Here is a 14,180-nt window from a genome sequence, read left to right as displayed (position 1 = left end):
ATTATATTTATTATTATAACTATAAACGTTTCCAAAAACGACTTAGCCACCGAGCTCCGATAGAATATCGAATCACAATGGCTGCATAGTCTTTTTAGAGCTGTCTACTTGACAGGGGTAAGTCCAAGAACGGGCTTTTTTTATTTACGTGTTTTATATCCGTTTATACCGCTAAAAAGCAGATCCGTCTGCACCTTAATATATTCATCAAGCGTAAATGATTTTTCTATCATCCTTCTTCGAAAACTCCACATTTGTCCTTGATTAAAAATGTTTTGTGCCAAAACATGTACTCTTTTTTCATCCATTTCAAGCACATCGCAATCGACACAGCGCTGAATAAGTGTTTCCATCATCGACACTATTTCTACTTCTTTTTTCAGTACATAGGGCAATACCTCTTTTGAAAGCGACTTTACTTCCTGCTGCATGACGAGCACTTCATCTTGCATCTCATCCATTACTCGAAAGTAATGTGCAATACTGAGCTGCAAACTCTCAAGAGTCCCCTGCTCAAAGTCAATTTGCTGCAGCCGTTCTTTCACTTGATCGTAAATACTATCACAAACAAGATACAACACATCTTCTTTCGTACGTATGTACTCATACATGGTACCAATGCTGAAGCCCGATGCTTTTGCAATTTCACGTGTTGTTGTCCGGTGAAACCCTTTTTGTTTAAATAACTGAACAGCGCCGCGAATCATTTCCGAGCGCCGTTTTTCGATCAATTGTATGTCTTTAACCGTTGCATGCACTTGCCGTCTTTTTTCTGTCATTTTACGCCTACTCCTTAATTCATCAGCATTCTGTATAAGGTAATTATGTTTATTTCTTTTGAAAAAATCTCATCCTTATTTTAACAGGTGTTTACTAATAACGATTCGCTGAATTTCTGACGTACCTTCATAAATTTGTGTTACTTTGGCATCCCGGAAATACCGCTCGGCTGAATAGTCTTCTGTATATCCATTTCCCCCTAAAATTTGCACGCATTCAATGGACGCATCAACCGCTGCTTGGGATGCAAATAATTTTGCCATCGAAGCCTCTTTCCCGCATGGCTGTCCATTCGAACGAAGACTTGCGGCCTTATAAACGAGTAATCGTGCCGCTTCAATAGCTGTTTCCATATCAGCAAGTTTGAATGCAATCGCTTGCTGTTGGATAAGAGGTTTACCAAATTGATGACGTTCTTTGGCATAGGCAGCTGCTGTTTCAAAAGCAGCCTCTGCAATGCCAAGCGCTTGGGCAGCGATGCCAATCCGTCCCGCATCAAGGTTAGCCATCGCTATTTTAAACCCGTCTCCCTCTTTACCGAGTAAGTTCTCAGCAGGTACAATCATATCTTCAAACGTCAACTGCACGGTGCGCGATCCGTGAAGCCCCATCTTCCGCTCATCTTTCCCGATGATAAGCCCAGCCATGTCTTTTTCAACGATGAAAGCAGAAATACCGTGCTCTGTTTTCGCAAATACAATGTACATATCAGCCACACCACCATTTGTAACAAACACCTTTGAACCATTCATTACATAATGATCTTCTTTTTTCACCGCCTTTGTTTTTAATGAGGCCGCATCAGACCCAGATGACGATTCAGTTAAACAAAAGGCACCGAGCCATTCACCAGAAGCAAGTTTCGTTACATACTTCTCTTTTTGCGCATCTGTTCCAAAAAATAAAATTGGGCTTGTTCCGACGGATGTGTGTACAGATAAAATAACCCCCACCGCTGCACTTACTTTAGACAGCTCTTCAATGGCAATTATGCATGAGGTGAAATCCATTTCACTGCCACCATATTTGGCTGGTACTGTGATTCCCATTAATCCGATTTTCGCCATTTTATTTAGAATGTCCCGTGGAAATTCCCCTGCTTCCATTCGTTCTACAAATGGGGTCACTTCTTTGGCCGCAAAGTCCCTCACCATTTTCCGCAACATATTCTGCTCATCTGTTAACTGAACATCCATCCGCGTCGCCTCCGGTTATTCATATGTGTAAAATCCGCGTCCCGCTTTTTTCCCAACCCAGCCCGCTTTTACATATTTCCTAAGCAGCGGGCACGGCCTGTATTTATCGTCACCAAACCCTTCATGCAAAATTTCCATGATAGACAAACATGTATCAAGCCCAATAAAATCGGCAAGTTCAATCGGTCCCATCGGATGATTCATTCCAAGTTTTATTACATCATCAATCGCTTCTTTCGTCGCTACTCCTTCATAAAGCGTATAAATCGCTTCATTAATCATTGGCATGAGGATCCGATTGGAAACAAATCCTGGAAAGTCATTCACTTCTACCGGCACTTTCCCCAGCATTCTCGTAAGATCTTCAATCTTTTTATACACATCATCCGCCGTCGCCAGGCCTCTAATAATCTCCACCAGCTTCATCACCGGCACCGGATTCATAAAGTGCATTCCGATCACTTTTTCTGGCCGGTCTGTCGCCGCCGCAATTTCCGTAATCGGCAGCGACGACGTATTTGATGCAAGTATTGTATGGTCAGGTGTAATTTCATCCAACTGTGCAAAAATACTTCGCTTGATATCCATATTCTCAACAGCCGCTTCAATCACGATGTCCACTCCACCTGCATCCTCTATATTAGTTGACTTGTGAATCCGTTCCAGAACAAATGATTTTTCAGATTCACTCACCTTTCCTTTTTCAACTTGGCGAGTAATATTTTTAGATATGACCTGAAGTCCGCGGTCAATTTGTTGCGGTTTCAGGTCATAAAGCAGAACATCATAGCCCGCTTGCGCACAAACTTGCGCAATCCCCGATCCCATCTGGCCTGCGCCGACCACCATGATTTTTTTCAATTTCATTGTATATTCTCCCTTTTTACGCTAATTTGATCTATTTGATTATGCATGTATTTCTTCTTTTACACCGTAAATCGATTTCTCCAGCAATTCTGCAACATCGTATGTGGCGACCTGCTCTTCTACTTCTTTTGCTTTCGTTCCATCTGAAAGCATCGTCAAGCAAAACGGGCAGCCCGAGCTAATCACAGATGGGTTTACAGCTAATGCCTGCTCTGTACGAGCGACATTGATGCGGTGGCCTGTGTCTTCTTCCATCCACATCATTCCTCCGCCGGCACCGCAGCACATCCCATTCTGACGGTTACGCTTCATTTCTACAAGCTGTACGCCCGGAATGGATTTCAATATTTCCCGAGGCGGGTCATACACTTCATTGTAGCGGCCAAGATAGCATGAATCATGGAACGTAATGGTTTCATTCACTTCATAAAGCGGCTTTAATCGCCCTTCTTTTACAAGCTGATGGAGAAGTTCAGTATGATGATACACGTCTGCTTTATAGCCAAAATCAGGATATTCATTTTTAAAGATATTGTAGGCATGCGGATCGATTGTCACGATTTTTTTCACATTATTTTTCTTGAATTCCGCGATGTTTGCTTCCGACAGTTCTTGGAATAAAAATTCATTCCCGAGACGGCGTGGTGTATCACCTGAGTTTTTTTCTTTATTTCCAAAAATCGCGAACGATACGCCTGCTTCATTCATCAGCTTAGCAAACGAAAGAGCAATTTTTTGACTTCGGCTGTCAAATGCGCCCATTGAACCGACCCAAAATAAATAGTCAGGTGTACGATTTTCTTTTTGCATTTCTTTGATTGTTGGAATATGAACATCATCACGTAGTTCACGCCATTTTTCTTTATCTTTCCGATTCAATCCCCACGGGTTTCCCTGACGTTCAATGTTTTGCATCGTACGCTGTGCATCCGGGTTCATTTTCCCTTCCGTTAGAACAAGGTAGCGGCGCAAGTCGATAATTTTATCGACGTGCTCATTCATAACCGGGCACTGATCCTCACAGTTTCGACACGTCGTACATGCCCAGATTTCTTCTTCTGTAATGACATCCCCGATCATCGAAGGGCTGTATGAATCAATCCCTTTGGCAATTTGATTCCCCCTTGTCTCTGCAAATGCAAACGCTGGGACCCACGGTTGCTGCCTCGTTACAGCTGCACCGGTCATCGTTAAATGATCACGCAATTTGATGATTAAATCCATTGGTGACAGCATTTTACCCGTGCCGGTTGCCGGACACATATTTGTACAGCGCCCGCATTCCACGCATGCATAAAAGTCAATCATTTGCTTCTGTGTAAAGTCTTGAATTCTCCCTGCACCGAATGATTCCTGCGTTTCATCCTCAAAATCAATTTTCCGAAGCGTACCGGCTTTATTTAGCCGGTGTAAGTAGGTGTTGATGGGGCCAGCGATTAAATGCGCATGTTTAGATTGCGGCACGTATACGAGAAACGTAAGCAAGACAAATAAATGAATCCACCACATACTATAAAATAAGGCGATCACAATAGGCTGCGGCAGATTAGCGAATATCACCGCAATAGCTGATGCTGCTGGCTCCATCCATGTAAACTGAACATTTTCTTCTTGCCAGACAAGATCCATCCCGTTGCCTGCAAGAACTGAAACCATAAGCGATCCGATAAAAATCAGCACTAGTCCATTTTTCCATCCGCGCTTCAATCGAATGAGCTTCTCAATATAGCGGCGGTAAAAGGCCCAGCCAACAGCAACGAGAATGGCAAGCGTTACAATTTCTTGAAAAAATTTAAATGGTCCATATAGCGGCCCAAGCGGCAAATGTGCTCCTGGTATCATCCCTTTTATAATAAAATCGATGGCACCGAACTGCACAAGCAGAAATCCATAAAAAAACATCACATGAATCGTCCCGCTTTTTTTATCTTTCAATAGCTTTTTTTGTCCAAATACATTAATCATAATATTCCGGATTCGTTCCTCTTTTTTCTGTTCAAATTCCTCTTTTTTGCCAAGCTTTATAAAGGAATAGCGTGTTTTTAATAAATAAACGAATAACCATCCTGCGTAAGCGATTACAAAAGTAGCAGCGATTAAATTAAGCCAAAGCAACCCATTCATAACCGTGCACTTCCTTTCCCGAAATATCTCCTTTAATCACTCTTATCCTATTATATGAATGAGCATTCAGTCAAGAACCTTTTGAAGAAACTTCTCTTTCTCACCTTTCATACATTAGCCAATTTATAGACAGACTGCTCAATATTTTAGGCACTATGTAAGCTATGGAACAAAATAAAAAAGCTGCCAGGAGATCATCCTGGCAGCTTCCTATTTACATTTTTTCAGGGGCAGATACGCCAATTAAAGAAAACGCATTTTTCATTGTAATTTGCACGGACTTTACGAGCGCAAGACGTGCTTTTGATACAGCTTCATTGTCTTTATCAATCACTTTTTCCGCTCCGTAAAAGCTGTGGAACGCGGATGCGAGTTCCTGTATGTAGTTTGTAATACGGTGCGGGAGTCGTTTTTCAGCAGATTCAGCCACTACTTGCGGGAAATCGCCAACTTTTTTCAATAAATCAATTTCTTTTTCAGCGGTTAAAAGAGACAATTCAGCGTCTATCGAAACATCAAGCCCCTGTTCCGCTGCCTGGCGCAAAATACTCGAAATACGCGCATGTGCATACTGTGCATAATAAACTGGATTTTCATTCGATTGTGAAACAGCAAGATCTAGATCGAAGTCTAAATGTGTATCGCTGCTCCGCATTACAAAGAAATAGCGGACTGCATCAAGACCGACTTCTTCTACAAGCTCACGCATGGTGACCGCTTTACCCGTCCGCTTGCTCATTTTCATTTTTTCACCGTCTTTATACAACTGGACCATTTGAATGATTTCAACTTCTAATTGATCGGGATGGATACCAAGTGCTTCAACAGCAGCCTTCATACGGGGAATGTAACCGTGATGATCGGCTCCCCAAACATTGATCACTTTTTCATAGCCGCGTTCGAATTTATCTTTATGGTACGCAATATCAGGTGTTAAGTACGTATACGTGCCATCCTGCTTGCGAAGAACGCGATCTTTATCATCACCAAATGCTGTCGAACGGAACCAGACGGCTCCTTCTTCCTCGTAGACGTGGCCATTCTGGCGAAGTGCATTGAGTGCTTCATCGATCTTTCCATTTTCATACAACGATGTTTCTGAATACCACACATCGAATTTGACACGGAAATCAGCGAGGTCTTTTTGTAATTTGGCCAGCTCGTATTTTAAACCATGTGCACGAAACGCTTTGTAGCGGTCTTCTTCTTCCATTTTTGCAAATTTATCACCGAATTCTTCAGCAAGGTCTTTTCCTATACGGATAATATCTTTCCCATGATAGCCGTCTTCAGGCATGGCTTTGTCTTGACCGAGCGCCTGGAAGTATCGTGCTTCAACAGATACAGCAAGGTTGTGTATCTGATTTCCCGCATCATTAATATAATACTCGCGTGTAACATCGTAGCCAGATTTTTCGAGCACATTGCATAAAGAATCGCCAACCGATGCACCGCGGGCATGGCCCAGATGCAGGTCGCCTGTCGGGTTAGCTGATACGAACTCGACTTGCACTTTCATGTTATTGCCGGCGTTTGATTCACCGTACCGATCTCCCGCTGCTAGAACAGACGGCACAAGATCCGTTAAGTAGCTATTATTCATATAAAAGTTAATAAACCCGGGGCCTGCGATAGCGATTTTTTCGATGGAGCTTTTTAACAAATCCATATTTTCTTGAATAGCCTCCGCGATTTGACGAGGCGATTTTTTCGCCACACGGGCGAGCTGCATCGCCATATTCGTTGAGTAATCGCCATGTGCTTTATCTTTCGGCGTTTCAAGAGTAACCGCTGGAATTTCATTTTCTGCGGCAAGCCCCGCCTTCAACACAGCTGCTTTAATTTCTTCTTTCAGCTGCATCTGCATTTGTTCTGCAATGTTCACAATTGTTCCTCCAATTCATAATGGATATTCATCGTATACGTGCCGACCGGGTCACCCTGCATGAGAAGCCTGTATGTGAACAGCGCCTGTCCGGTACCTATGCCGTTTATTTCGTGTGTAAAATCGGTTGTGTCCGTCGTGATCAGCAAAGTGCCATACTGACTTTCATATGAACCATTCAATTGCTCGCCCCGTTCAAAAATCATCCGCATTTTCAATGCGCCGCTTCGTAAAATTAACGCACTTTCTTCAGCGAGCTTTACGATTGTGTGCACGACGCCTTCCTCCTGCACTTCATCGTATTTTAAAAACGTGGAGCCGCCCTTTTTAAAGAGTTTTCCAAACAGCGACAATTCAAATGTTTCATTCTCCCCTTCATATTCCACGTCCGTCTTTACTTTGATTTTCACCGGCATCTGCTCATCTGTCACGCCGAATCACTTCCTTTTTCAATGTATGATTATTTTATCATAGAAAGGCATTCTGCAGAAATCTTGTTTTTGACGAGTAAGAAATTTTGCGCATCACGAAATATTGCTTCTTTTAAACAAAAAACTCTGTTAAACAGTAGCGTTGATTAAACGATTTTCAGCCTAGACTTGGAAGGTTGCTCTAGCTCGATGAAATGAAGAAGAAAGCGAGCTTTTCTCTAAACGTTTCATCGAGCTAGAGCCAACATGAGCCAAAAAACAACAGCGTTCTATAACAAAGCTAAACAAAAAGAGCGTCCGTTTTGATTCCGGACACTCCCTTACATTGTTTAAAAGAACCCGAGCAGCATTTCGCGAATAAGCTTTGAAGCCGTATTCACGGTTTGTTCGGAGTTGTCATAAATCGGTGCGACTTCAACAAGGTCGGCACCCACGACATGCACATTAGAACGGGCAATTGCATGGATCGATGCAAGCAGCTCCTTCGACGTAATTCCTCCACAGTCCACTGTGCCTGTACCCGGTGCATGCGCCGGGTCCAAAACATCAATGTCGATCGTGACATACACCGGACGTCCCGCAAGTGTTGGCAATATTTCTTTCAATGGCTCAAGCACTTCAAATTTTGAAATGTGCATACCCCGTTCTTTTGCCCACTGAAATTCTTCTTTCATGCCTGAGCGGATACCGAATGAATACACATTTGACGGTCCGATATGTTCCGCAATTTTGCGGATTGGTGTTGAATGTGATAATGGCTCTCCTTCATATTCTGTGCGCAAATCAGTATGTGCATCAAAATGAATAATCGCCAGGTCTTTGTGTTTTTTTGCCACTGATTTCATGACAGGCCATGAAACGAGATGTTCACCGCCCATGCCAAGCGGTTTTTTTCCATCATTAAGAAGACCATCAATATATTTTTCAATCATATCAAGGCTTCGCTGCGCATTGCCGAACGGAAGCGGAATGTCCCCCGCATCAAAGTAAGCAACTTCTTCTAGTTCACGGTCTAAATACAAACTGTATTCTTCTAGACCAATTGATACTTCCCGAATACGGCTTGGAGCGAAACGGGAGCCTGGACGATAGCTGACTGTCCAATCCATTGGCATACCGTACAACACGACATTACTCTCTTCATAAGACGTCTGTGTACCGATAAATACGTTTCCTGAATATGCTTCGTCAAATCGCATAATTACACCAAATCCTGCACGAATTTCGGCAATGCAAAGCACGCTTTATGCAGGTCTTTCGTGTAATACTTCGTCTCGATATTAAAAAAGCGGCTGTCTTCCACAGCGAGCGGGTCATGTTTTTTGGAACCGATCGTAAAGCACCAAAGCCCACTTGGATATGTTGGAATGTTTGCTGTATACAGACGTGTAATAGGGAAAATTTCTTTGACATCAGCCTGCACTTGACGGATCAAATCTGCTTTAAACCATGGATTATCGCATTGCGCAACGAAAATACCGTCTTCTTTGAGTGCTTTTGAAATACCTGCATAAAAACCTTTTGTAAACAAATTCACTGCAGGGCCAACTGGCTCAGTCGAATCAACCATAATCACATCATACTCCTGCTCTGATTCAGCAATATGCATAAAACCGTCGCCGACTTTCACTTCAACGCGCGGATTTTCAAGCTCGCCTGCAATTTCAGGCAAATATATTTTTGAGTATTCAATAACCTTTCCATCAATTTCAGCCAATGTCGCTTTTTTTACAGATGGATGCTTTAACACTTCACGGATCACGCCGCCGTCCCCACCGCCAACAACAAGAACGTTTTCTGGATGTGGGTGTGTGAAAAGCGGTACGTGAGCCACCATTTCATGATAGACGAACTCGTCACGCTGGCTTGTCATGACCATGCCGTCTAAAAAAAGCATGTTGCCCCACTCTTCTGTTTCAGCCACTTCTAAATATTGAAATTCAGTCTGCTCTGTATGCAAAGTACGGTTCACTTTCATCGTGATCCCGTAATGATCTGTCTGCTTTTCTGTATACCATAATTCACTCATGATCCATCATCCTTTCTCTGTCAAGACTTACGGAAAAAAGTATAGAACAATTTAATGAAAATGCCTAGTGAATTTTGTCTAACGATGTTTAAAAAGATGGAATTGTTTTCATACTAAAGATAATAAATGAATAAGGAGGCCGCTTCAATGAATAAATGGATCAAATGGATCGGAGTTATCATGATCGTATTCATAAGCGCCGCAGCCTGTGTTTTATATGCATTGTCCTCTGCTGGACCACCGGATACCACCGTTTCACGTTCAACCATTTTTTATGCAGCGGATGGAACGAAAGCATCAGAGGCACACACCGGTGAAAAACGATACTGGGTGAAATTAGATGAAATCTCTCCTTCCGTTATAGAGGCTGTTATTGCGATTGAAGATAAGAAGTTTTATCATCATTTCGGAATTGATCTAAAAAGGATTGCCGGTGCCCTCCTTGCTGACATGAAAGCGATGGCTAAAGTGCAAGGCGCGAGCACCATCACTCAGCAGTATGCCCGAAATGTATTTTTAACGCATGATAAAACGTGGTCTAGAAAGGTGAAAGAAGCGTGGTATGCCGCTCGGCTCGAGTTTTTTTACACAAAAGATGAAATTTTAGAAGGTTATTTAAACACGGTTTATTTCGGACATGGCGCGTATGGGATCGAAGCGGCATCACGCTTTTACTTCAACAAGTCCGCTGATGAATTAACGACTTCTGAAGCTGCTTTACTCGCCGGCATACCGAAAGGCCCGTCCATTTATTCACCTCTCGCGTCGCGTGAAAAAGCTGAAGAGAGACGCCGGCTTATTTTATCACAAATGAATTTGCCAGAAAGAGAATATGCAGAGGCGATCGCTGAAGTCCCGGACATTACAGGCGCATTTACCGATAATAAAACAACCGCGCCTTATTTTATCGATGCTGTACGTGCTGAATTGGAATCGCTTGGTTTTCGTGAACAAAGCGGCTTAAAAGTCTACACGACACTCAACCCTGCTCATCAAAAAGCAGCAGATAAAGCGATTACAAATGGCATTGCGGATGGTGCCAAAATTGAAGCAGCACTTGTATCCATTAATCCATCAAATCACTTTGTCACGGCACTATCAGGAGGGCGCGATTATAGCGTTAGTCCATTTAACCGGGCCGTGCAGGCCGTTCGGCAGCCTGGGTCGCTTATGAAGCCGTTTTTATATTACGCGGCTCTTGAAAACGGATTTACACCAGTAACGATGCGAAAAAGCGAGCCGACAACATTTAACGAAACCTATAAACCGAAAAATTTTAACAGCCAATACGCTGAACGTAAAGTAACAATGGCTGAAGCGCTTGCTGTATCCGATAATATTTATGCAGTTAAAACAAATATGCTGCTCGGTCCGGAGACGCTTGCCAAAACAGCTAAACAATTCGGCATGCTGTCAAAACTCGAACCAGTCCCATCGCTCGCTCTCGGCACATCAGGAGTTTCGGTACTGGACATGACAAATGCATATGCTTCGATTGCATCAGGAGGCTCTTATAGTAAACCCGTGTTCATTACAAAAGTGGAAAGTACAGATGGAGTCGTACTGTACAAGTATAAAAAGAAAGCAGAAAAACGGTTTGATGAGAAGAAAATTGGGGTGTTGACACATATGATGACTGGTATGTTTAACGGCACAATGAGCGATTACGCTACGCCTACAGGTGCCGTCATGAAGGATAAGTTAACACGTCCGTATGCAGGGAAATCGGGCTCTACTCCATTTGATTATTGGATGGCCGGTTTTACGCCGTCTACTGTCTCGGTCGTGTGGACCGGCTACGATGATGGGGCTGAAATTACGAAAACGGAAGACCGCTCACGTGCGAAAGTCATTTGGGCTGATTATATGGAAGATATTCATGAAGGGAAAAAACCTGCGTTATTCAAACGTCCCGATGGATTGACAGCAGTAGAGATCGATTTAAAAAGTGGTAAATTAGCATCTCCAGACTGTCCAAACGGGCATTTAATACTGTTTGAAAGCGGCACAGAACCTGATCAATCATGCCCTCCTCCTGTCAAAAATGATGAAGAGCTCTTGTTTCCAGATCTGCCCGCATGGTTCCGATAAACATACAAACGCCCGGGGTGTGCTGTCCCCCGGGCGTTTGCATGTCCTAGTTTATGCAATTTATGCATTACTTTCAGTTTACTTTTTTTCATGAAGTCCAGCAATAAAAGAAAGTCGAAATCCAAAACATTCACTTTTCTGACACATTTAAGACCGTTTAACCTACAAACAATCCATTTTTCAATTCGTCAGACGAACGTGCCCAAAAATCAGCATTATGTGAAATAAGAAAATCACGCAAAATCCCTTTTGATTTGTCGTCCATATCCCCAACAATAATATGGCGCTTTAACGATTTATCCATCCGGTTTACGTGTTCAGGGAGTGACTTGTAGCCGCGGCGAATTTCCCTGTTTACCGTCATTTCACACGCTGTTACACCTGCATAATAAGGACCCTCTTCCTTTCGGTCCACCGTTACCCATACGAGCCAGTACAACTTTGCATCCGGCACTTCTTCTTTCGTTCTTAAAAACTTAATCCCTTTTTCTACAGCGCTGCGGGCATGCATCGCACCGATGTCAATATAAGCAGAACCTTCTTCTACATCGACGATAACCGGTGACATATGCTCTAAGCTAAGCGATCCTTTTCCAAACCCTTTATGACCGTCTGTTGGATCATTTTTAATAATATTGAATCCAACTTTTTTCTTGTTTTCCATAAATCATTCTCCTTTACAAAAATAAACTAAAGATCGATTGAAAACCACCGATGACGGCTGGTATCGCTATACTAAAAATGGGCTGAATCGTGAACTGATCAAGTGGTGTAATAACTAAAATTAAAAAAATCAACACACCATACTGCTCATACTGCGTCATTTTCACACGCGTACGGGCCGGCACAAGATCTTCAATAATCCGGTAGCCATCAAGCGGTGGAAACGGCAGCAAATTGAATACGAACAAAACAACGTTAAGCTGCATCATCATAAGAAGCAAGTCAATAACGAACACAGGTGCATCATTCATCGCGAATACAAAAATGCCATAAGCAATAAATGCAATAAGAAAGTTGCTAAGCGGCCCAGCCAGTGACACAAGCACCCCAGCTAGTTTTGGATTTACAAAATTGCGGCGATTCACTGGTACAGGACGCGCCCAGCCAAATCCTGCAATTAAAATAAATATCGTACCGATCGGGTCAAGATGGTGCACAGGATTAAGGGTTAGCCTGCCTTGATCTTTCGCCGTATTATCACCAAATTTATAGGCGGTATATGCGTGTGCAAATTCATGCACAGTAAACGCGACGAGCAAGGAAATGATGACAAATGGCATTTGTTCAAGTTCAAAAGCCAGAAAACTTTCCAATGAAATGCCTCCTTTTAAGACAGAATAGGCGAGTTAAAAAGTCAATGATGATCATAGCAGGATAATGGCTGATTACTAGAATATTTCTGCTTTTATTTCCGGTAAATCTTTAAAATATCTCTAATTTTCTTTTTCGTTGTCCGATTTGATGATTCATCACGCAGAAAGTCTACTGGGAAATACAGTTTATGATCGGTGCGCCGCTTGCCTGAAATCGCCTTCATAATTTCAGAACGGGTTGATAGCTCCTGCAATGTGACATCATCTTTCATTAATAAATAAATTGGCTGACGCTCAGATTCGATGCCTGGACGGTAAAAATCATAAGGCAAATCAGATGAAGAATCGTGAACGAGATAATAGTCTGGATCAATGTCTGCTTCCCGAAACAATGCTTCCAATTCTGCATACTTTTGTGTCTCTTTCGCTGGATCAAACTCAATATATTTAAACAAATTTCGGTCCATAAACCGGCTGCACAAATCACGTAAAATCGCATCTTCTTCTTCCTGCCACACGTGGAAATAAAACATAACAACTGATTCATCCAGTTTTAAGTAGTCTATAAGTGTACAGTTTCCATTAAACAAAGACTTAAAGTGGGATGGCTCGTGCGCAAACGAATAACCTTCTTTGTACAATTCTTTCGCTCTATGTAACGTTTTCGAAAGCAATACTTCTGCACTCCGCGTTACCGGATGAAAATAAACTTGCCAGTACATTTGATAGCGGCTCATAATGTAATCTTCCACCGCATGCATACCACTCTGCTTAAAAACTGCCTGCTTCTCACGCGGACGGATCACACGCAAAATGCGCTCCATATCAAAATGACCGTAACTAACGCCTGTAAAATAGGCATCCCGCTGCAAATAATCCATCCGATCAGCATCTATCTGACTTGAAATTAAACTCACAACCAATTTATTTTCATATGTTTTATTTATGACCGCCGCTACTTTTTCCGGAAAATCATCACTCACTTTTGACAAAACATGGTTTATATCTGTCTCACCGAGCACAATGAGTTTCGTATATTCCTCATGATCAAGTGCGAATACTTTTTCAAACGAATGCGAAAATGGACCGTGGCCGACATCATGTAAAAGCGCGGCGCATAAGCTTAACAATCGCTCATCTCCATTCCACTCCGGTCGGCCATGAAACACATCATCAACAATCCGGCGCACAATCTCATACACACCGAGTGAATGATTAAACCGGCTGTGCTCGGCTCCATGAAAGGTAAAATAAGTTGTTCCGAGCTGGCGAATTCGGCGCAGCCGCTGAAACTCTTTTGTGCTAATTAAGTCCCAAATAACGGCATCTCGCACATGTACGTACCGGTGAACGGGATCTTTGAACACTTTCTCTTCCTTCAACTTCCGCTTCGCATAACTCATAACGTGCCTCCCACCAGTCCCTTTTTTTGTTTATTATAACGGAAATTCACATCTTTAT

12 protein-coding genes are annotated in these 14,180 nt (G+C 42.6%); 1 reads left to right on the top strand and 11 read right to left on the bottom strand.

From position 1 onward, the window contains the following. Positions 1-140: 140 nt before the first annotated feature. The 8 genes from ACZYRN_RS16460 to speE all read right to left on the bottom strand — a co-directional run bounded on the left by ACZYRN_RS16460 (position 141) and on the right by speE (position 9,312). Complete coding sequence (locus ACZYRN_RS16460; RefSeq protein ID WP_488912714.1) at positions 141-779, bottom strand: TetR/AcrR family transcriptional regulator; 639 nt, start codon at positions 777-779, stop codon at positions 141-143. 75 nt (positions 780-854) lie between these two features. After that, positions 855-1,976, bottom strand: coding sequence for an acyl-CoA dehydrogenase (locus ACZYRN_RS16455; RefSeq protein WP_488912713.1), 1,122 nt, complete (start codon positions 1,974-1,976; stop codon positions 855-857). Positions 1,977-1,991: 15 nt separating this feature from the next. After that, positions 1,992-2,843: a 3-hydroxybutyryl-CoA dehydrogenase gene (locus ACZYRN_RS16450; RefSeq protein ID WP_488912712.1), complete on the bottom strand. Its 852-nt coding sequence runs from the start codon at positions 2,841-2,843 to the stop codon at positions 1,992-1,994. A 39-nt stretch (positions 2,844-2,882) separates the two neighbouring features. Continuing rightward, a complete protein-coding gene (locus ACZYRN_RS16445; protein ID WP_488912711.1) occupies positions 2,883-4,967 on the bottom strand; it encodes a (Fe-S)-binding protein in 2,085 nt (694 codons plus the stop codon). 214 nt (positions 4,968-5,181) lie between these two features. After that, the gene (gene argS / locus ACZYRN_RS16440) at positions 5,182-6,852 is read right to left on the bottom strand and encodes an arginine--tRNA ligase (RefSeq protein ID WP_488912710.1); all 1,671 of its coding nucleotides are present in this window, start codon (positions 6,850-6,852) and stop codon (positions 5,182-5,184) included. Next, positions 6,849-7,283: a YwiB family protein gene (locus tag ACZYRN_RS16435; protein WP_488912709.1), complete on the bottom strand. Its 435-nt coding sequence runs from the start codon at positions 7,281-7,283 to the stop codon at positions 6,849-6,851. The genes argS and ACZYRN_RS16435 overlap by 4 nt, the downstream gene beginning before the upstream one ends. 329 nt (positions 7,284-7,612) lie before the next feature. Beyond that, positions 7,613-8,482, bottom strand: a complete 870-nt coding sequence (gene speB, locus ACZYRN_RS16430; protein ID WP_488912708.1) for an agmatinase — start codon at positions 8,480-8,482, stop codon at positions 7,613-7,615. A gap of 2 nt (positions 8,483-8,484) precedes the next feature. Continuing rightward, positions 8,485-9,312 (bottom strand): polyamine aminopropyltransferase, encoded by an 828-nt coding sequence (gene speE / locus ACZYRN_RS16425; RefSeq protein ID WP_488912707.1) that lies wholly within the window; start codon positions 9,310-9,312, stop codon positions 8,485-8,487. A gap of 147 nt (positions 9,313-9,459) precedes the next feature. Here speE and ACZYRN_RS16420 point away from each other — a divergent pair, with 147 nt between their 5' ends. After that, on the top strand, positions 9,460-11,403 hold the full coding sequence (locus ACZYRN_RS16420) for a transglycosylase domain-containing protein (RefSeq protein ID WP_488912706.1): 1,944 nt from the start codon (positions 9,460-9,462) through the stop codon (positions 11,401-11,403). A 157-nt stretch (positions 11,404-11,560) separates the two neighbouring features. Here ACZYRN_RS16420 and ACZYRN_RS16415 read toward each other — a convergent pair whose 3' ends face one another. The 3 genes from ACZYRN_RS16415 to ACZYRN_RS16405 all read right to left on the bottom strand — a co-directional run bounded on the left by ACZYRN_RS16415 (position 11,561) and on the right by ACZYRN_RS16405 (position 14,122). Continuing rightward, complete coding sequence (locus tag ACZYRN_RS16415) at positions 11,561-12,067, bottom strand: YwhD family protein (protein WP_488912705.1); 507 nt, start codon at positions 12,065-12,067, stop codon at positions 11,561-11,563. A gap of 13 nt (positions 12,068-12,080) precedes the next feature. Next, positions 12,081-12,719 carry a site-2 protease family protein gene (locus tag ACZYRN_RS16410; protein ID WP_488912704.1) on the bottom strand — a complete coding sequence of 213 codons (639 nt, stop codon included), beginning with the start codon at positions 12,717-12,719 and terminating at the stop codon, positions 12,081-12,083. A gap of 92 nt (positions 12,720-12,811) precedes the next feature. Next, positions 12,812-14,122, bottom strand: coding sequence for an HD domain-containing protein (locus ACZYRN_RS16405; protein WP_488912703.1), 1,311 nt, complete (start codon positions 14,120-14,122; stop codon positions 12,812-12,814). Positions 14,123-14,180 lie beyond the last annotated feature (58 nt).

The organism is Domibacillus sp. F004 (assembly GCF_057814295.1).
This window is presented reverse-complemented; position numbering and strand designations above follow the sequence as displayed.